We start from the raw sequence: 20,421 nt of genomic DNA, 5'->3' as shown, positions 1-20,421 counted from the left end.
AAAGCGGTTTTTTTTATGGGTGGGAGCCTTGTGCAAAATCAGTGAGAACTCCTTTAAGGTCTTTAGAATTTCCTATAGAATCGAAAGTAATATTATCAATCCTCCATTGTTTATGATCTTCAATCAGACGAAGGGTGTCGGTCCATACAACTTTTGGAGTAGCCATATCATATTCGAAATGGACAAGAGCATCTGCGGTGTTGCCATTCACTTTTATTGACTGAATATTGTAACGGGAATAGCCTTCATATAAGCTTGAAAAAATTGCTCCTTCGAAAATCAGGGGCTTCTCGTCAGGATGGTCGCTTTTTTTTACTTTTTCAATATCCGCCTTTGATGCATTAATCGCGTTCTCCACAGCCTTTTTAAGGGACGGGGAGAATAGGTTATCCGGAATAGGCTGGTTATAGACAGCATCATTTGATTTTCCATATTGGGTATAAAGTTCGTCAATTTTCAAACCGATCGCTGTATTGGATGATAGACTGCATTCCGTTGTTTTTTCTTTACAGCTTACAAAGAACAGGAGGATGCTGAAGCATAAAAATAATTTTTTTTTCATTGTATAAAAAAGGTTTTATGAAAGTCGTCAAATCCTATACCAATCAGTAGTGAATTTAGAACGGATAGCACAAAGAAATACTCAATCCTTTCGATGCTGCTGTTGTACCTATATTGATGGTATCTGATAACTGTAAATACTTTTCAGGGGAATGCAAAAAATCAATACATTTGAACAGATAAAAAAAGTGTGGATCCTATTCTGAATGTCGTCATCCGTTCCCTTTGCGTTTACCTTTTCATGGTAATAGCCATCCGTTTGTTTGGTAAGAATCAGCTCTCCCAACTTAACGCGGGAGATGTTGTTTTATTGCTGCTGATTTCAAATGCCGTTCAGAATGCTATGGTGGGGCCAGATACGTCTCTTCAGGGTGGCATTATTGCGGCACTGGTTTTGTTTGTAGCTAACTTTATTCTAAAAAGAATTATGTTCTCCAGTCGTTCATTTGAAAATTTTATGGAAGATGAACCGGTAGTCCTGATCAGAGATGGAGTAGCAGATCAGACCGCTTTGAACCGGGTGAAAATTACGTGGGACGAATTACAGGAAGCCATAAGAGAACATGGTATAGAAAAAATAGAAAATGTAAAGCTCTCGATTTTGGAAGTGGATGGAAACATCAGCGTTGTTTCTGAAGATGAAAAAAGCAAACAGACCCATTATTCGAGAATAAAACGAAAAAACAAAAGAAAATATCATTAAACACAATGAATTACGAATTAAGAGAAATGATACCCAGTGATGAAAACAGAGTTCTTGAAATTTTCAGACAGGGAGTAGATGGCGGAATTGCCACATTAGAAACGGAGGTTCCAACTGCTGAAGCATGGAGTATGGAATATTTCAACGACTGCCGTTGGGTATTGGAGAATGAAAATAACGAAGTGGTAGGATGGTGTGCCTTAAAACCGGTAAGCAAACGCGAATGCTTTAAAGGCGTTGCAGAAGTGAGTATTTATTTTGATAATGAATACCAGGGTAAAGGTTTGGGTTCCATATTGCTAAAGAAGCTGATTCTGGACAGTGAGGATCATGGATTCTGGACATTACAAACCAATATCTTTCCCGAAAATGAAATCTCAATCAAATTTCACCAGAAAAACGGTTTCAGAATGGTAGGAGTCCGCAAAAAAATAGGAAAGCTCAACGGTGAATGGAAAGATCTTATTATGATGGAGAAAAGAAGTGCTCTTGTTTGATAGGAAAGGATACAGGAACCATCAACGTCTATACTTTTTTTCAGACAACCTTTAAGATTAAAATTAATCTCTTTTTTTGGCATTAACATTGTTATATTCCAACACTAAGTTTGAAAAAGTGAAAATAATGAAAAGTTTGATTAAAGGTATCGGGGTAGCTACCGTATTGTTCATGTTGTCTTCGTGTATTGTTCACGAGCCTCATGGCAGAAGACTTCCTCCGGGCCACGCTAAAAAAGTGTACGGTGGAAGCGCCAGACATTATGCTCCGGGTCATGTAAAAAAAGTATATATCTATGATGACAGAGGGCACGGCCGCAGAAACCATGGCAGACATAGACACTAAAAAATAAACCCCTGAAAATTCAGGGGTTTGTGTATCAAAGTCTGGATTTCTTAGGATTCAGGAAGGTATTAAAAATCATTACCTCGTGGCCAAATTTTTTCTCAATCCGTTCCGCAATATTTTTTAATTCACTTTCAATAAAATCAGTCCGCAAAGTTTCGTTATCGAACATCAGCAGAAGATTGTAATTTTTCCCTTCATCATCAATATAATCACTGTGGACTTCAGAAAGGATATATTTGTTGACATCCATTAAGTTTTCAGTCATTAAAATCAGTGTTTCATCAATATAATTTTCCCATTCTTCCAGATTATTTTTTGTGCAGTGGAAAGTTATACTTAATACGCTCATATTTTAAGAATTTTTAAGATTTTGTGGATAAATTCTAACACAAAAATCGGCATTTTTTTCGTAAATTAGCCCGTTAATAAAAATTGGAAATAAATAATTTTCAGACTATCAGCTAAGGGTCTGACTATCATTATAATAAATTTGTTTATGCAAAAAGAAGGAGAAAGACTGATTCCTATCAACATCGTTGATGAAATGAAGTCATCTTATATCGATTATTCGATGTCCGTTATCGTTTCGAGAGCGTTGCCGGATGTAAGAGATGGCTTGAAACCCGTTCATAGAAGAGTGCTTTACGGTATGTATGGATTAGGGGTTTTTTCTAATAGAAAATATTTAAAATCTGCAAGAATTGTTGGGGATGTATTGGGTAAATATCACCCGCACGGAGATTCCTCAGTATATGATGCGATGGTAAGAATGGCCCAGGATTGGAGTCTGCGTTACCCTCAGGTAGACGGGCAGGGTAACTTTGGTTCTATGGATGGTGACCCACCCGCAGCAATGCGTTATACGGAGGCCCGACTGAAAAAGATTTCCGATGAGGTACTTTCAGACTTGGATAAGGAAACGGTAGATTTCCAGAATAACTTTGACGACAGTTTGCAGGAGCCTACTGTAATGCCTACTAAAATACCGAACCTTTTGGTAAACGGTACTTCAGGGATTGCAGTGGGAATGGCTACGAATATGGCGCCCCACAACCTTTCTGAATCCGTAGATGCCATCTGTGCTTATATTGATAATAAAGAAATTACGATCGATGAGCTGATGCAGCATATTATTGCTCCGGATTTTCCTACAGGAGGTATTATCTATGGATATGACGGGGTAAGAGATGCTTTCCACACGGGTAGAGGAAGAGTAGTCCTTAGAGCTAAAGTGAGCTTTGATGAGATCGGAAACAGAAATGCAATTATTGTTACGGAGATTCCTTATCAGGTAAACAAAGCGGAAATGATTGCCAGAACCGCAGAACTCGTTAAAGACGAAAAAATTCCTGGAATCTATGAGATCAGAGATGAGTCGGACAGAAAAGGACTTCGTGTTGTCTATGAATTGAAAAATGACGCGATCCCGAATGTTGTCCTGAACTTGCTATATAAATATACAGCACTACAGACTTCTTTCAGCGTAAATAATATTGCGTTAGTTAATGGAAGACCTGAGCAGCTGAATCTGAAAGATATCATTCATCACTTTGTAGATCACAGACATGAAGTGATCATAAGAAGAACGCAGTACGAGCTTAAAAAAGCAAAAGAAAGAGCGCATATTCTTGAAGGGTTCATGAAAGTAATCGGAAGTCAGGATGCTTTAGATAGAGCTATTTCTATTATCCGTCACAGTGCAAACCCTCAGGCTGCAAAAGAAGGTCTGATCGAAGCTTTTGAGCTTTCAGAAATTCAGGCTCAGGCTATTCTTGATCTCAGATTGGCACGTCTTACCGGAATGGAGCTTGATAAGATCCGTGATGAGTATGATGCAATTATGAAAGAGATTGCCAATCTTGAGGACATCCTGGCCAGCGAGCCAAGAAGATTCCAGATCATTAAAGACGAATTGATCGAGGTCAAAGAAAAGTACGGAGACGAAAGAAGAACAGAAATTGATTATTCAGGAGGAGAAATGTCTATTGAAGATATTATTCCGAATGAATCTGTAGTTCTTACGATCTCTCACGCAGGATATATTAAGAGGACTTCCCTTTCAGAATACAAAATTCAAAGTAGAGGAGGTGTAGGAAATAAAGCCGCAACCACACGAGATTCCGATTTCCTAGAATATATTGTTTCTGCAACCAATCACCAGTACATGTTGTTCTTTACAGAAAAAGGAAGATGTTATTGGCTGAGAGTATTTGAAATTCCGGAAGGCTCCAGAACGTCAAAAGGAAGGGCTGTACAAAACCTTATCAACATCGAGCCGGATGATAAGATCAAAGCCTATATCAGAACCAACAACCTTAAAGATTCAGAATATGTGAATCAGATGAGTGTTGTAATGGTCACCAAGAACGGAACCATCAAGAAAACATCTCTGGAAGCATATTCAAGACCGAGAGTAAACGGGGTGAATGCTATTGAAATTAGAGATAATGACCAGTTATTAGGTGCTTACCTTACCAACGGGACTTCTCAGATTATGATTGCGACCAAAAACGGTAAATGTATCCGTTTCCCTGAAGAGAAAGTAAGAGAAGTAGGAAGAGGATCTATCGGAGTTCGTGGTATTGCCATGGATGATAATGATGAAGCAATTGGTATGATTGTTGTGAATGATGTAGAGAACGAGACGGTGCTTGTGGTATCTGAAAAAGGATACGGAAAAAGAACTGCAGTAGAAGACTATAGAATTACAAACAGAGGAGGAAAAGGAGTTATTACCCTGAACATTACCGAGAAAACAGGAAATCTGATCGCAATCCAAAACGTAACAGATGAGGATGGTCTTATGATTATCAATAAATCCGGTGTTGCCATCAGAATGGGAATGGATGAAATGAGAGTGATGGGTAGAAATACGCAGGGAGTAAAACTGATCAATCTGAAGAAAAATGACGAAATTGCAGCCATTGCAAAAGTAGAAATGGATAAAGATGTAGAGGATGATTCTGAAGAAATTGAAGAAGGAGAAGAAAGATTGGTAGACCATCAGGATAATGATGCTGCACCTCAGTCTGAAGAAGAAACTTCTGCAGAGGAAAATGAAAACTCCGACTCTGAAGAATAAATTGTACAATTAAATATAAAATAGTTATTATGAAGAAACTAATTTTAGGAATGGCTATCGTAGCATCAGCTTTTGTTTTCGGACAGAAAGGTGATGTTAATGCTCAGCTTCAGGCTACCAACAAAGCGGCTATGGATGCATACAATGCAAAAAATTATGCAGCAGCAGCGCCTAAGTTTGTAGAAGTTTACGACTTATTGAAGGCTAACGGTCAGGATAATAAAATTTATATGTATTATGCAGGGCTTAGTCACGCGTTAGCCAATAACAGTGATCAATCCATCAAAATATATACTGACCTGGTTAATTCCGGATTTACTGGAGTAGAAACAACATATACCGCAAAAGAAAAGAAAAGCGGACAGGTGGTTAACCTGGATAAGGCGACATGGGATCTTATGAAAAAGAACCCGGACTATTCCGATTTCAAAACAGAACAGACGAAAAGTATAGAGGCTGAGCTGTATGAAACACTTACTTCATTGCTGCTTAATGCTAAAAAGTCTAATGAGGCCCTTGTGATCATTGAAAAGGGATTGGTAAAATTCCCTAACAATGCTAAATTAAAAGAAGCTCAGACTAATGCGTACCTTCAGTCAGGAAATACAGATAAGTTTGTGACCGGATTGAAAGAGCAATTGGCTAAGAACCCTAATGATCCTACCAACTGGTATAATCTGGGGGTAATGCAGTCTAAAACTCCTGCTACTGCTAATGATGCTTTAGAATCATTTAAAAAAGCAATAGAGTTGAAGCCGGATTTTGCTGAAGCTTATCAGAACTTGGTATACACTACCATTGGTGATGATGGTAAAGCTGTAGCAGATATCAATGCCATTAGAAAAGAAAAGCCGGACGAAGCGTCTAAATTAATTGATGCCAGAAGAGAAAGGTTCAGCAAAGCTTTGCCATTCGCTGAAGGATGGTATAAAGTAGCTCCTAAGAGCATTGATGCGGTTACCACATTAAAAGAAATTTACATCGTAACTAAGAATAACGATAAAGTAAAAGAAATGAAAGCTAAAGAAATTGAGCTAGGTGCAGCAGCCAAGTAATCATTTCATTACTCAATATCATAAGCCGGAGCAGAAATGTTCCGGCTTTTTTATGCAAAAAAGGGGTACTTATCCATTGAATTTTCAGTGATTTTCAACGCTTAAAAAATTCTTTGTTTCCAACCCCGGAGTACCCTTTCCTAAATACAAATACTCGTCTAAATTCACCCCTGAAAATTCTCTGCAATTCCGTATCTTTGAGAAAAATTTTAACAAAATGATCGAGTGGAAAACCGCTAAGGAATACGAAGATATTACTTATAAAAAATGTAATGGTGTAGCACGAATTGCTTTTAACAGGCCGGAAGTGCGTAATGCTTTTAGACCAAAGACAACTTCAGAATTATATGATGCTTTTTATGATGCTTCTGAAGACCCTTCCATAGGCGTTGTTCTGCTTTCCGGAGAAGGACCAAGCCCTAAAGACGGAGGCTGGGCTTTCTGCAGTGGCGGAGATCAAAAAGCAAGGGGAGATCAGGGATATGTTGGAGAAGATGGAAGACACCGTTTAAATATTCTGGAAGTTCAACGTTTGATCCGTTTCATGCCGAAAGTGGTTATCGCAGTAGTTCCGGGATGGGCTGTTGGAGGCGGACACTCTCTTCATGTGGTTTGTGACCTTACTTTAGCAAGTGAAGAACACGCTATTTTCAAACAAACCGATGCCGATGTTACAAGTTTTGACGGTGGATATGGATCTGCTTACCTGGCGAAAATGGTGGGCCAGAAGAAAGCTCGTGAAATCTTCTTTTTAGGAAGAAACTATTCAGCTCAGGAGGCTTTTGAAATGGGAATGGTGAACAAAGTTGTTCCTCATGCGGAATTGGAAGATACTGCTTATGAGTGGGCTCAGGAAATCTTAGGGAAATCTCCGATGTCCATCCGAATGTTGAAGTTTGCCATGAACCTTACAGATGATGGAATGGTAGGACAGCAGGTGTTTGCCGGAGAGGCAACCCGTTTAGCTTATATGACCGAAGAAGCTAAAGAGGGAAGAAATGCATTCCTTGAAAAAAGAAAGCCGAACTTCGGAGAAGATCAATGGATATCTTAAAATTGTAAAAGTACAATGTAAAAAGTATTGATTAAATCAAAATTCTTTACATTGTACATCATACATTATACAAATTATGACTGATTGGATAAAAGCCGCAAGGCTAAGAACTTTACCGCTTTCCTTAAGCGGGATTATCATGGGAGCCTTCATTGCAAAGTGGAGACTTTACAGAGAAGGTGGAATATGGGACTGGAAAATTTTTGTATTGGCACTTTTGGTAACCCTTTTGTATCAGATTTTATCAAACTATGCCAATGATTATGGAGACGGGGTAAAAGGAACCGATGCCAAAAGAATCAATGAAGCAGAAGCAAGAGCGGTAGCCTCAGGAAAAATTACTGCCGTACAGATGAAAAATGCGGTGATTCTCTTCTCGGTATTATCTTTCATTGCTACGGTTTCTTTACTGTACGTGGCCTTTATTCCTGAATACATGAATGAATTTTATATCTTCATAGGACTGGGAGTGGCGTGTATTCTGGCAGCAATAGGATATACGGTAGGTAAAAAACCTTATGGTTATATGGGGCTTGGGGATATTTTTGTCTTCATCTTCTTTGGACTTGTATCTGTTTGTGGAAGCTACTTCTTGTTTACAAAAACTTTCAGCTGGGATATGCTGTTGCCGGGAACGGCAGTGGGGATGATGAGCATGGCCGTGCTTAATCTTAACAATATGCGCGATATCGAAAGCGACAGGTTATCTGGAAAGAACAGTTTCGCGCTGAGGATAGGTTTCAAAAATGCAATGATCTATGAAATGATCCTTCTGCAGCTTCCTCTCGTGCTCATCCTGATATTTTTAGGAATAAACGGATTTATACAGGCGCAGAATTATTATGTATTCATTGTGATGATCTTGCTGTTCCCGCTGGCAAAACTGAGAAGAAATATTATGTCGGTAAAAGAGCCCAGAGAATTGGATCAATATTTAAAGCAGGTTGGGATTATGACTTTTGTCATGGCTATCCTAACGGCAGCCGGGCTTAATTTATTTAACTAACCTAAAAATATTATATCATGAATTCTACTGCCTTTGTTGAAGCTCAAATGCTGATCAGAAAACCGGTTGAAGAGGTCTTTGAAGCATTTATCAATCCTGAAGTAACAACCAATTTCTGGTTCACAAAATCTACCGGAAGACTTGAAGAAGGAAAAACGGTGACCTGGGAATGGGAAATGTACGGTGTGAAAAACGTCGTAAAAGTTCATCAGATGATCCCGAACCAGCTGATAAAAACAGAGTGGGGAGAACCATCAGTAAAGGTAGATTATGAATTCAAAACGATGGAGAATGGTACTCTGGTTGTCATTAAAAGCTATGGGTTCAGCGAGACAGGTGAAGATCTTTTAAAAGCGGTTAACGACAATACAGGAGGCTTTACGACTGTTTTAGACGGTTGTAAAGCTTTTTTAGAGCATAATATCAGGTTACGCCTCATTGAAGATAAATTTCCTCAGAAATGATCTTTTTTTTGATTTCTGCTGAATGAAAAATACAATGCCTTCTCATAAAATTATTACGTATCTGTCATTGCTGATGGCAGGTCTGTTTTTCTTTGAGTTTATTAAAGAATTCTGTCTAGACTTGTCGTTTATGGAGATCAGTGCTATAGCGGCTTTTACTACTGTTCTTATAATCGGTAATGTTTTGATTTCAGTATTGCTTTTAACAGGAAAAGTGAAGCCTTCAATCTGGTCGCTCCTTTTTCAGATCGTACTGCTCATCTATGCCGGATGGGCACTTTATCAAATTTATGTATCATCCGTAGTCGTTACAGGTCCGGTATACAGCCACTAATTAAAAATAAATTTAAAATGAAAATACAATTCTTAGGACAAAACTGTTTTTTGTTTACATACAAAGACAAAACCATTTTATGCGATCCTTTCTACAACTACAGAAAAGCGGAATCAGGCTTTGATATCACCGCTCAAAAAATTGATTACATTCTTCTGACCCATGCGCATGGAGATCATATTGCGGATGTGGCAGAGGTACTGCAACATTATCCAGACGCTACGGTAATTGGAGTACCGGAAGTATGCGGATACTTTAAACAAGCAAAAAACACAGACGATGTGAACTTAGGGGGATCGGCAAAAATCGACGATCTTAAAATTTCCATGGTTCCGGCTCACCACACCAGTTCATTCCCTGATGGAAGCTATGGGGGCGTTCCTGTAGGATATATTTTCAGACTTCCTGAAGGAAAAAATATTTATCTGGCAGGTGATACCGGAGTAATGGCTGATATGGAGCTGTTTCCAAGATTATACGGAAATATCGATCTATCTATCCTTCCTATTGGGAGCCACTATACAATGTGTCCGAGAAAAGCATCTTTTGCAGCAGCAGAATTATTAAAAACTCCAAAAGTGATCGGATGCCACTTCGATACTTTTCCTGCTATTGAGATCAATCATGAAAGTGCCTTAAAGCATTTTGCAGATAGAAATATAGAGCTTGTTTTACCAAAACTGGGGGAGACGTTCGAATTTTAATTAATGATGAATAGGGGTAATCTGAAAATAGGAAAAATGAAAATAATGCTGAAGGTATTAAAAACAAAAAAAGATAATTATCCAATTACCTCTCTTCTCACTTTAAACCAAAAAAAAATGGCAAGCTACCTAAATCACACCGCTACGACCGATTACCTTTGCTGCGTTCCCACCCTGGAGGATTCTCAGGAGCTGGTTGTTTAGGACTTGCCGTTGCAAAGGTAGGAATATTTTATAAACTTCAAAACTTTATCAGAGAAAATTAGTCGAAAAAATGCAGTGGTAAAGCTAAACGGCTGACATTTAGAGGAATAATTTTTCAACTTTTTTCTAAAATTTTAAATATGACGAAAAGTCCATCAACACTAGGAATTATACTTTTTATCGCTACAATGATTGTTTTTTTTGTAGTATACTTTTTTTTATCGGGAATCAATTATTTTGATATCTCACTGAAGGCCAATGCTTTTGTGTTGCCTATTCTATATGCCGGTGCTGCGTTCTGGTCCGTGAAACTGTATTGGAACAGCCATAAAGTAGTTAGTTTTAAAGAAGCATTCAAAAGGGCTTTCGTTCCCATGTTTATCGGAGGAATTCTTTCTATATTCAGTATGTATACTTTCTTGAATTTTGTAGATCCTGATGCCAAGAAACTGCTGAACTATCAATATGTACAGAGGCAAAAGAGCGAACTGGATACAGAATATACCTCGGCCAGAAAAATTCTAAAGCATCAGAAAGACATTGATGAATTGGATCAGAAATACAACGAAAGACTTCAAAGCTTCACCCCGGAAGCTGTTAAAGGAAAAGATATGCTTACCGCAAGTCATTTTTCAGGATATTTTGCAGCAATTCTTATATTTTACGTAGTTTTGTCGGTGTTTTTCGGCGCATTTTTCAGAACAAGAAGCATTTATCAGCCCGAAGAAGAGATTAAAGAATAATTTTATTAAAATTAAATGAATTTATCTATAGTAATTCCGTTACTGAACGAAGAAGACTCTCTGGAAGAGCTTTTTTCCAGAATTGATAAAGTCTGCAGAAACAGCAGCTTATCTTATGAAATCTGGTTTGTAGACGATGGCAGTACGGATTTGTCGTGGAGTATTATTGAGAATATGAAAGTTCAGTATCCTCAGATCCACGCCATTAAATTTTCCAGAAATTACGGAAAGTCACAGGCTCTTCACGCTGCCTTTGAAAGAACAAACGGAGATGTGGTGATTACCATGGATGCTGATTTGCAGGATTTTCCTGAAGAAATACCGGAACTGTACAATATGGTGATGGCTGATAATTACGATATCGTTTCCGGATGGAAGAAGAAACGTTTTGATAACGTAATGACGAAAAATATTCCTTCGAAATTGTTCAATGCAGCCGCCAGAAAAGTTTCAGGAGTTGAGCTTCATGACTTTAATTGTGGATTGAAAGCGTATAAAAGACAGGTTGTAAAATCCATAGATGTCTACGGAGATATGCACCGTTATATTCCGGTACTGGCAGCTAATGCCGGTTTCAGAAGAATTACAGAAAAAGAAGTTCAGCATCAGGCAAGACCATACGGTACTTCAAAATTCGGAACAGAAAGATTTATAAGGGGATTTCTGGATCTTGTAACCCTTTGGTTTGTAAGTCGTTTTGGAGGAAGGCCTATGCATTTCTTTGGAGCGGTTGGAACCTTAATGTTTATTTTCGGTTTTCTTTCTGCGCTTTGGCTGGGGATTTCAAAACTAATTGATGTTGCAAGAGGAATTTATGGCCATCTGATTACCAACAACCCATGGTTCTTTATTGCTTTAACGATGATGATCATGGGGACTCTACTTTTCATCGCAGGATTCCTGGGTGAAATGATTATCAGAACCAACCGTGAACATAAAAACTATACTATTGATGAAGTGATATAATTTTAAATTTATATACTTTATTAAACATATGATATCTCAGAAGTTTTCTTTCTGAGATATTTTTTTTAAACATTATTTTCCCGATCTTAGTGTAAGATGAAAAACACACAAATGGAAAATACTAGAATTAAAATTAAAGATATTACCGACCTGGATTCCCTTTCCAGCGAATATGATATTTCTAAAGAAGAACTGATTGCCTTTCACAATCAGCATTGTGCTCTGCACGAAATTATTCCCGGAAATCTACCGAAATACCTTAAATATATTTATATCCCTGCTGACAAGAAAAGTAAACGGAAAGAGAAAAGTCTCTTTACTCCACAAATAATACTTCCTGGGACCCCCGAAAAATCTACCTATGGTGTAGTGATGACCACTGCTTTACCAGAAACAAGAATACACTACCTTGTTGATATTCAACGAAAACAGGGGATGGCTTTATCTATTGTGAGAAAAAAAATATACGTCAATGATCAGGAAGTGGAATTGATGTTAGAAAAGCTTATGGAAACTGCGAGTAAGGCACTTTATCCATTAGAAATTTCTTTAAAAAAAGATGGGCGAGCAGAGGGGATACTCAACGTAAATGAGATCAAAAATCGCTGGAAAGAAGAATATTATCCCAGAATACATCAATATTATGAAGGCAAGGTAGCAGATGAAACGATCGGGAAGCTAAACCGGTTTTACGAAAACATGAGCGGGAGTACAGAAGTATTGCATCAGAATCTGTTTTATGCAATTTACTTTATGCCGCTGTACACTTTATATCCTGATTACCAGAAAGAAGAAATGCTTAACTTTTATTTTCCCTCTCTGAAAGAGGTTATTTCTTATACAGTCGTCTTTTCGCTGCAAAAAACACTGACGGAATATAATAAAATTCTTATCCATATAAAAGGGAAACAAATAAATACTCCCATTGCAGCAGATTTGAAAAATGGCTCTCTTGATCTTCTTTATCAGCTTAATGAGGAGACAAAAACTATTTCTTCAGTAATAGGGAAATTATCAGCATTTCATCAAAATAAGGAAGTTGGTATTGCTATTGAAGTATATCAGCAGAAATCTTATATTTAATATACCCAATCATTGAAATTAATAGTATGGAATATATTGTGCCCCTAAAAAAACAGGACATACTTAAATTTCGACCTATTTTGTTACCGGAATAATAAGTTTCCAGAGAGAATGATCTATCTTTTAGATATTTCATGGAAGCTTCAGAACAAAATAAAAAAGTAAAAACACAAAACATAATGAGCGAGAAACATTTAGTATGCCAGGGAGCTGTCTGTATATGCCAGTTCGGCACAGCTCCGGATAAATTGCTGGTGAAAACCCAAAGCAAACGATACATTAACGATAAGGAAGGCAGCAGTAAGCTGATGGCTACTCACGCAGATATTGGTAAAACTTTTGAGAAGAATACCTTTGGAAGTTGTGCCAAAATGAACAATAATCCTTGTCAGGTTACCATCACCCAATGGAGCAGCTACTATAAGAACATTACGCTGGAAGATAATAGTGGGAAAGCGCTGTTGGAAGACAGTAAAGCGACCTGTCCGATAGGAAGCCCGGATTGTATTACCATTGTCAACCACGGACAAACAGCGGAAATTTCTCAACAAAACATAGATAATGCACGCCCTGAGGTGCTTGCAGAAGTATTTCCGTTTATTGATTTGAGGAAAGAAGAAATTGCAGAGGAGGAAGAGGATATTGTTAAACTTTAAAAAACACATTGATGAAAATTATAGGAGAAACAAGACCTCTTACTTATAAATCATACAGCTACAGCCTGCTGGCCGTCACAGGAAATCCAAAAGTAAAAGAGTGGAAAATAGAATACAATGGTAAGATACTGTCGACGAACGCTGCGGGAACTTTTAAATTTCACCCTAATCTGGCAGGAAAGAAAGTAAGACTTATTGCTGTAGTGGTTAAGAGTGGTAAAAATATTGAGCATTCTATTGATTTATTTATTCTTTTGGGAAATCCAAAAATCCTATCCATAGAATGGCAGGATTTCAGAGGTAAACCGATAGGAAAAAGAAAGGTAGGCTATCTGGATAAAATACAGTTAGCCATTAAAACAATCAATATTCCAAAGGGAGATTCCCTGGAAATATCTATTTACGAAGCGGAAACTACTAAAGATCGGCCGATGGGTACTTCTACAACCAGCGGTGTAGATGATAAAGGTTTTGCCTATCTGTATTTTAATCAACTCAGTCTCTATCAGGATGCTCTGAACAAAAAAGACTGGATCGATGAAAGCGAACACGAGTATTATATTAAAGCGGAATATAAAAATTACATCAATCGTACAGAAGAAAAAATTCAGCTTGTTATACAAAATGAGCTGGCACAACATGTTGATAAACCGCAGCAGACGAATAAGCCAATTGTAGTTAGTGCCCCTGACAACAAACCTAAACAGGATAATAAATCTAAGAGAGACGTAGTTTTCAATATGTTCTTTGATGGAACTATGAACAATATGACCAATACTACAGAAAGGATTGGAAAAACAGATGTTTATAACAGAAAAAGTAATAAAGAGGATGATAGTTATACTAATTTCTACTCCAATGTAGCTTTACTGTATATGAATAATGAGGTTAAAAAAAATGAAGATATTATTAAAATTTATACCGAAGGGATAGGTACTGAAGATAAAAAAAAGGATCAGACTTTTCCCGGAGGAGCATTGGGGACGGGTATCGCTATTTATATGAGAGGTATTAAAGATAAAGTGCAGCGGGGAGTACAGCAAATGAAGGATCTGGCTAATGAAAAATATTTTGCTAATAAAATATCTATTGGTAAAGTAACCATCAATGTATTTGGTTTCAGCCGGGGTGCGGCAGCGGCAAGATATTTTTTGTCCCAGGACTCGTTAATTGCGATTTATCTGAATTTAAAAAGTTCTAAAGAAATTACCTTTAACTTTATCGGGTTGTTTGATACCGTTGCATCCTATGGTATCCTCCATTTAAATGATGTGATTGAACTTCAGTTAAAATTAAAAGGGAGAGCAAAAAAGATCGTACAGTTGACTGCTGCTGATGAATACAGGAATAATTTTAAATTGACTAATATTGATAGTTCTGTAAAAGCGGGAGTAGGTTACCAGCTTACGATGCCGGGAGTGCATTCAGATATTGGCGGTGGGTACGGTGAAATAAGCGACGAAAAAAGATACTTAGGAGAATACATGCTCTATGGAGATAATGAGAGTGCAGCGAAAAAAGAACTGGAAAAAATAAAAAAACGTTATATTGAAGAAGGATGGTATCAGCCGGAGCAGTTTATGATTACAAAAGAGCTTAAAACCAATTTTTCTAAACTGGATACCCTTTCTTACAGTCATTTATATACATTATATGGGGTAAGAAACGGGCTGTCTAATAGCTATCAATATATTCCTTTTGCAATTATGAAAACTTTTTGTGAGAAATATGGAAAAATGGTGTTTAAAAAAACAACTGATAACATATATACAGTATCAAAAGAATTACAACCTGTAAAGCATGAATTGTATGATTATGCAATTACTAATGATGGTATCAATTCTCTTACAGTTACTCTGCCAAAGGTGCAGTTAATGTGGGTTCGCAATAAATACCTTCATCGTTCAAACAAGGATGATGCTACACTAACCATGGATGGACGTTATATAAACGGAAAACCCGAACGGGATATTTTAAAAGGTTAAAAAAAATATTATGAAGAAATTATTAGGACTATTGCTGATAATTGGACTGCTAGTTTATAGTTGTGAAAAAATAAACAATATGAATAACAAGTACGAATGGTTGATTTTGACAACTGCCGATATGGGGTATCCAATGGAGATAAAAGGGGGTACTTTTTATAATGAAAAGCATGAAGATATTGCAGGGATTCCTGCTGATATGACTTTGTCGTCTCAATGGTGGAGCGGAGATTCCGGGGTTGTTATCGCTGGAGAACAATATCGTTCTGTTCCTTTTGGGATGAAGATCAGATGGTTTTCTTATGCGGAAGATAAGTTTTATGAAGGCGATTTTAAATTGGATTATGAAAAATTGTCTGCACTTTTTAAAGAAGGACTAAACTGTAAAGAAAGTTCTAATTATAAATATTTTAAAGTATCCATTGCTCCCGGTGGGCAGGTATTTCTTTATTTACTGGGTGGGAATTCTCTTTTGGTAGGAAGTTATCAGGCTAAGGAATACTTTGTAGATGATTATTTAAGTGAAATGAGAATAACAAGAGAAGGAGCGACTCGTCAAACATATGTTGATGATAAAATTAAAGAAATGCCTCTTCAAACGCAGCAGGAAATTTCAGAAAAAAGAATCAATACCCAGATTTGGAAAGATATTAACCTCCATTATCCATGGAGCTATACTTTTAAAATAGCAGATTTTAACAATTCCTTTGATTTAAAAGAAAAAGATATAATAGTCAACTATATCAATGGAGAGAATGCACGATGTATCTCTGAAATAGATTACTTAACCAAGTCCTCTCCCAAAGCAATTCCATTAGAGATAGATGGACAATTTGAAACTTCGGCTGGAAGAAAATTTACAATTCGTGTTTATCCAGGCAATGTAAATGGACAAGAACCTCAAAAACAGACGTACGAGGTGCAAAGAGGTCGTGAGCAGGAGCTTGTAAAATTATTTAAAGATTTTTATGCAAAAATAGGGCAGAAGGATTTTGAGATTCATTTAAAACTATCACCAGACTTTAAAACCGGTAAAGTATACCTGAAGAAAAATCATATAGAACAAGAAATTCCTAACGTACAAGTCGATATTTTCGATATGACATTTGATCAATGATAAATAAGCTATTCCCAATATTACTCTCGTTATTGATTGTTTTGCAATTTTTTAGTGTTAAAAAGATTAAATTGGATAAACAAAAATAGCTAAGATTTGGAGTGGTTAGAAGGTATATTTATATTGAAAATATCATCAAGGTGATATAAATATTAAAAATATTTTTTGGAAAACTTAAAAAAAATTAAGTAGAATCAGAGTATAAAAAGAACAACATCCATTTATTGGGTGTTTTTTTATTGCTGTCTATAAAAAATACCACCATATGGAAACTGAAAAATTGAAACTTATCAGGTATTTTATTGTCAAAAGACAAAGATTTTTAAAAATTTTAATCCTATTTTTGTTTAAATTTAATACTGAAAGTTTCCTTATATGGTGAGAAATAACCCGGGAAATTTCGGGAGTATAACATCGGCTTGTTATTACGAATCATATATAGAATATTTTAAAAATAATATGAAGAAAGTATTGTACACAATAATGCTGGCTGCAGTAGTTTCCTGTGGAAAAATTTCTCCGAAAGGGAACATTGAAAAGAAAGATGTGGATGTATCGGAATTTGTAAACCTTGATTTGGAAGGGAAGTTCCGTGTATTTTATGCAAGAGGGCCTAAAAATTTTGTAGAAATAGAGACCTATCCGAATGTGGCAAGCAATCTGGATGTAGATGTGAAGGACAAAACACTTTTCATCAAAGAAAAAAGAGGCACAAAAGGAGTAGATTTTTATAATATAACGATTTATTCAAAATATAATCTGGAAAAAGTAGCTGTTTCCGATTCTGTGGAAGTGAATATTTCAAGTGAAATAAAGACAGACAACTTCAGACTTAATATGAAAAATAATGCAAGTTTCATGGGGTCTGTAAATACCAGAAGAGCAGAAGTGGAAATGCATAACAGAAGCAGGGCCAACTTTTTGGGGCTCACTAAAGATGCCCTCATCAAAATATCGGATACAGCAAGTTTAATTGCTCCTTATTGGAAAATTACCAACCTGAATATCGATTCCAAAAATGGGAATTATGCGGAAGTGAATGTAAAAGATTCTTTAAAAGGACATATCCAGAACACAGCAAAATTTGTCTATTATAACGATCCGATCAGAGCGTTTAAAATTGATAAAACGACAAAAGTCGAAAACAAAAAGCTGGATTAAAAACAGCATTATTTAAACTAGGAACTTAACAAACTATAAAAGAACAACAATACAAATATGAATACATTAGAAAAAGCGAAACTTTGGTTAGGTGATACCTTCGATAAAGAGACGAGAGATGCGGTACAGCTATTAATCGACGGAAATTCTCCTGACCTGGAAGATTCTTTCTACAGAGAACTTGAATTCGGGACAGGTGGAATGCGTGGAATCATGGGAGTAGGAACTAACCGCTTGAATAAATATACACTAGGGCAGGCTACTCAGGGATTGGCAAACTATATGCTGCAACAGTTCAAAGGTGAAGAGATTAAGGTGGCCATCGCTTATGATGTTCGTAACAACTCAAAAGAATTCGGGAAACTGGTAGCGGACGTTTTGACAGCCAACGGAATTAAAGTATTGCTTTTCAAAGACCATAGGCCAACCCCGGAACTATCTTTCACGGTTCGTGATAAAAAATGTAATGGAGGGATTGTATTGACAGCTTCTCACAATCCGCCGGAATACAATGGCTACAAGGTATACTGGAATGACGGAGCTCAAATTGTTCCTCCCCACGATGAAGCCATCATCAATGAAGTATATTCTGTAAAATTTGAAGAAATTAAATTCAACGGAAATGATGATCTGATCGAATGGATCGGAGAGGAGCAGGATGATGTGTATATCGATGCATGTATCGAAAACTCTACTTATCAGAACGTTGGAAAAGAAAATTTAAATATTGTTTTCACATCCATCCATGGAACTACCTATACTACTGTTCCGAAAGCATTGGAAAAGGCTGGATTCAAAAAAGTGGATCTTGTTAGAGAACAGATGATCCCAAGTGGAAATTTCCCAACAGTAGATTCTCCGAACCCTGAAGAGCCGGCTGCACTGGAAATGGCGATGGATCTCGCAAAAATAACCAATGCCGACATCGTGATCGGAACGGATCCCGATGGGGACAGATTGGGTATTGCGGTAAGAAATCTCGATGGCGAAATGCAATTGCTGAATGGTAATCAAACCAATACAATCCTTACCTATTATATCCTTAACGAATGGAGAAAGCAGGAAAGAATTACCGGCAGAGAATTCATTGGTTCTACAATCGTAACTTCCGACATTTTCTTTGACATTGCCCAGAAATTTGGTGTTGAATGTAAAGTGGGGCTTACAGGATTCAAGTGGATCGGAAAAATGATCCGTGAAGCGGAAGGAACTCAGAAGTTTGTGTGTGGAGGCGAGGAAAGTTTTGGCTTTATGACTGGAGACTTTGTCCGCGATAAAGATTCTTGCGGAAGTATCATCCTGGCTTGCGAAATTGCAGCCTGGTGTAAAGCAAACGGAAAAACAATGTATCAGTACATGATTGAGATCTACCAGGATCTTGGAATGTATTATGAAGGACTGATCAATATTGTGAGAAAAGGGAAAGAAGGTGCCGAAGAGATTCAGAACATGATGAGAAACTTCCGCGAAAACCCGCCGAAAGAATTGGCAGGTTCATTAGTGGAAGAAGTGAAGGACTTTAAAGAGCAGACCAGCCTTACCGTTTCTACCAACGAGAAAAAAGTAATGAATGACATCCCGAAATCCAATGTATTAATCTATTATACTCAGGATGGTACGAAGGTTTGTGTAAGACCTTCAGGGACAGAACCGAAAATAAAGTTCTATGTTTCTGTAAAAGATTCGATCACTTCAGAAGCGGATTTCAGAGATAAATTAAAATCACTGGAAGCTAAAATCGGAGCCATTAAAACAGATTTACAACTGGACTAATTTTCTGAGATTAGCGGATGATAAAACAATTAATGGCAGTTTGCCTGCTTTCTGCAATTGCAGTTTCATGCAAAAAGGAAACTGCAGTTTCAGAAGAACAACCGATTCGTAATTCGGTTGCCAAAAACGAAACCAAAGAAAATCAGTACAAACCGATTGATACAGCTTGCTCTCCCAATAATAAAATGGAAGACTATATTATGGCTCTTCAGTGGTATAGTAATAAGATAAACAAGGAGATGGCTGGAAACAGTCCGGAACAGAACACTAAAGTGTATGATGACTACATTAAAATCAGAGAAAAATATACTGATTGTTTAAATATTTCACAAACTGAGATATTAGATAAATATATAGATTATCACACGAATGAACCGGGAACCGGGCATTTGCCGGATAACATAAAAAAAATGGCTGCCGAATTGAATAAAGCAGGCCTTGAATTCCGTGAAATGGGAGAGGGACTTACAGAAATTCATTCATTGCCGGGATATTATGAGTCAGTTTTTAAAAATAAAGTAACTCCTGATTATCAAGCCTACATCTCGCTGATGGCAAAAGATGATCAGGAAAACTATGCCGTAAATGGTGGACTTTTGATTACCTGGGAGGAACTGGGAGAACGACTGATTGCGTGGGAAAAATTTATTAGTCAATATCCTAAAAGTCCATTGATAAAGGCCGCAAAAAATAAATATCATGATTATTTGCTGGATTATCTTCTGGGAATGGATAGCGATAGGATTTATGATAGTGAAGCAGGAGTGATCTATGAGGATAAAAAAGAAGCCTATAATACGCTCATCAGAAAATATCCTAACTCCTCAACCGCCAAAAAAACTAAAGAACTAATAGCCGCGTATGATGCCAACGTCCCCGCGGAACAAATAGATGATAAAATTAATCTGAGAAGATAATATTAGT

General features: G+C 37.1%; 21 protein-coding genes and 1 other RNA gene. 19 read left to right on the top strand and 3 right to left on the bottom strand.

What is annotated here, in order from left to right:
• Positions 1-13: 13 nt before the first annotated feature.
• Positions 14-562, bottom strand: a complete 549-nt coding sequence (locus DRF67_RS00295) for a DUF3828 domain-containing protein (protein ID WP_115925845.1) — start codon at positions 560-562, stop codon at positions 14-16.
• Positions 563-751: 189 nt separating this feature from the next.
• Here DRF67_RS00295 and DRF67_RS00290 point away from each other — a divergent pair, with 189 nt between their 5' ends.
• The 3 genes from DRF67_RS00290 (at position 752) to DRF67_RS00280 (ending at position 2,107) form a co-directional block, all read left to right on the top strand.
• On the top strand, positions 752-1,264 hold the full coding sequence (locus DRF67_RS00290) for a DUF421 domain-containing protein (protein WP_115925844.1): 513 nt from the start codon (positions 752-754) through the stop codon (positions 1,262-1,264).
• Positions 1,265-1,269: 5 nt separating this feature from the next.
• Positions 1,270-1,761 (top strand): GNAT family N-acetyltransferase, encoded by a 492-nt coding sequence (locus tag DRF67_RS00285; RefSeq protein WP_115925843.1) that lies wholly within the window; start codon positions 1,270-1,272, stop codon positions 1,759-1,761.
• A 127-nt stretch (positions 1,762-1,888) separates the two neighbouring features.
• Entirely contained in the window at positions 1,889-2,107 is a 219-nt protein-coding gene (locus DRF67_RS00280) for a hypothetical protein (protein ID WP_115925842.1), read from the top strand.
• A 34-nt stretch (positions 2,108-2,141) separates the two neighbouring features.
• Here DRF67_RS00280 and DRF67_RS00275 read toward each other — a convergent pair whose 3' ends face one another.
• Positions 2,142-2,459, bottom strand: coding sequence for a DUF4286 family protein (locus DRF67_RS00275; RefSeq protein WP_115925841.1), 318 nt, complete (start codon positions 2,457-2,459; stop codon positions 2,142-2,144).
• 147 nt (positions 2,460-2,606) lie between these two features.
• Here DRF67_RS00275 and gyrA point away from each other — a divergent pair, with 147 nt between their 5' ends.
• The 7 genes from gyrA to DRF67_RS00240 all read left to right on the top strand — a co-directional run bounded on the left by gyrA (position 2,607) and on the right by DRF67_RS00240 (position 9,809).
• On the top strand, positions 2,607-5,192 hold the full coding sequence (gene gyrA, locus DRF67_RS00270) for a DNA gyrase subunit A (RefSeq protein WP_115925840.1): 2,586 nt from the start codon (positions 2,607-2,609) through the stop codon (positions 5,190-5,192).
• Between the two features lie 29 nt (positions 5,193-5,221).
• Positions 5,222-6,247 carry a tetratricopeptide repeat protein gene (locus DRF67_RS00265; protein ID WP_115925839.1) on the top strand — a complete coding sequence of 342 codons (1,026 nt, stop codon included), beginning with the start codon at positions 5,222-5,224 and terminating at the stop codon, positions 6,245-6,247.
• Positions 6,248-6,464: 217 nt separating this feature from the next.
• On the top strand, positions 6,465-7,301 hold the full coding sequence (locus DRF67_RS00260; protein WP_115925838.1) for a 1,4-dihydroxy-2-naphthoyl-CoA synthase: 837 nt from the start codon (positions 6,465-6,467) through the stop codon (positions 7,299-7,301).
• Between the two features lie 76 nt (positions 7,302-7,377).
• Positions 7,378-8,307, top strand: coding sequence for a 1,4-dihydroxy-2-naphthoate octaprenyltransferase (gene menA, locus DRF67_RS00255; RefSeq protein WP_115925837.1), 930 nt, complete (start codon positions 7,378-7,380; stop codon positions 8,305-8,307).
• A 17-nt stretch (positions 8,308-8,324) separates the two neighbouring features.
• Positions 8,325-8,771, top strand: coding sequence for an SRPBCC family protein (locus DRF67_RS00250; RefSeq protein ID WP_115925836.1), 447 nt, complete (start codon positions 8,325-8,327; stop codon positions 8,769-8,771).
• Between the two features lie 22 nt (positions 8,772-8,793).
• Positions 8,794-9,105 (top strand): hypothetical protein, encoded by a 312-nt coding sequence (locus tag DRF67_RS00245; protein ID WP_115925835.1) that lies wholly within the window; start codon positions 8,794-8,796, stop codon positions 9,103-9,105.
• A gap of 17 nt (positions 9,106-9,122) precedes the next feature.
• Positions 9,123-9,809, top strand: a complete 687-nt coding sequence (locus DRF67_RS00240; protein ID WP_115925834.1) for a metal-dependent hydrolase — start codon at positions 9,123-9,125, stop codon at positions 9,807-9,809.
• A gap of 115 nt (positions 9,810-9,924) precedes the next feature.
• On the opposite strand, the gene ffs is transcribed toward DRF67_RS00240, so the two are convergent.
• Positions 9,925-10,022, bottom strand: an RNA gene (gene ffs / locus DRF67_RS00235) — signal recognition particle sRNA small type.
• A 131-nt stretch (positions 10,023-10,153) separates the two neighbouring features.
• Here ffs and DRF67_RS00230 point away from each other — a divergent pair.
• The 9 genes from DRF67_RS00230 (at position 10,154) to DRF67_RS00190 (ending at position 20,414) form a co-directional block, all read left to right on the top strand.
• Positions 10,154-10,756: a DUF4199 domain-containing protein gene (locus tag DRF67_RS00230; protein ID WP_115925833.1), complete on the top strand. Its 603-nt coding sequence runs from the start codon at positions 10,154-10,156 to the stop codon at positions 10,754-10,756.
• A 15-nt stretch (positions 10,757-10,771) separates the two neighbouring features.
• On the top strand, positions 10,772-11,722 hold the full coding sequence (locus DRF67_RS00225) for a glycosyltransferase family 2 protein (RefSeq protein ID WP_115925832.1): 951 nt from the start codon (positions 10,772-10,774) through the stop codon (positions 11,720-11,722).
• A gap of 111 nt (positions 11,723-11,833) precedes the next feature.
• Positions 11,834-12,805 carry a hypothetical protein gene (locus tag DRF67_RS00220; RefSeq protein WP_123912687.1) on the top strand — a complete coding sequence of 324 codons (972 nt, stop codon included), beginning with the start codon at positions 11,834-11,836 and terminating at the stop codon, positions 12,803-12,805.
• Positions 12,806-12,984: 179 nt separating this feature from the next.
• Positions 12,985-13,461 (top strand): DUF4280 domain-containing protein, encoded by a 477-nt coding sequence (locus tag DRF67_RS00215; RefSeq protein WP_115926261.1) that lies wholly within the window; start codon positions 12,985-12,987, stop codon positions 13,459-13,461.
• Between the two features lie 11 nt (positions 13,462-13,472).
• Positions 13,473-15,446 (top strand): phospholipase effector Tle1 domain-containing protein, encoded by a 1,974-nt coding sequence (locus DRF67_RS00210; protein WP_115925830.1) that lies wholly within the window; start codon positions 13,473-13,475, stop codon positions 15,444-15,446.
• A gap of 10 nt (positions 15,447-15,456) precedes the next feature.
• Complete coding sequence (locus tag DRF67_RS00205; protein WP_115925829.1) at positions 15,457-16,563, top strand: DUF2931 family protein; 1,107 nt, start codon at positions 15,457-15,459, stop codon at positions 16,561-16,563.
• 459 nt (positions 16,564-17,022) lie between these two features.
• On the top strand, positions 17,023-17,724 hold the full coding sequence (locus DRF67_RS00200; RefSeq protein WP_115926259.1) for a GIN domain-containing protein: 702 nt from the start codon (positions 17,023-17,025) through the stop codon (positions 17,722-17,724).
• A 57-nt stretch (positions 17,725-17,781) separates the two neighbouring features.
• On the top strand, positions 17,782-19,497 hold the full coding sequence (locus DRF67_RS00195; RefSeq protein WP_115925828.1) for a phospho-sugar mutase: 1,716 nt from the start codon (positions 17,782-17,784) through the stop codon (positions 19,495-19,497).
• A 17-nt stretch (positions 19,498-19,514) separates the two neighbouring features.
• Positions 19,515-20,414 carry a hypothetical protein gene (locus tag DRF67_RS00190; protein ID WP_123912686.1) on the top strand — a complete coding sequence of 300 codons (900 nt, stop codon included), beginning with the start codon at positions 19,515-19,517 and terminating at the stop codon, positions 20,412-20,414.
• Positions 20,415-20,421: the final 7 nt, after the last annotated feature.

It is taken from the genome of Chryseobacterium pennipullorum, assembly GCF_003384725.1.
Taxonomy (GTDB): domain Bacteria; phylum Bacteroidota; class Bacteroidia; order Flavobacteriales; family Weeksellaceae; genus Chryseobacterium; species Chryseobacterium pennipullorum.
This window is presented reverse-complemented; position numbering and strand designations above follow the sequence as displayed.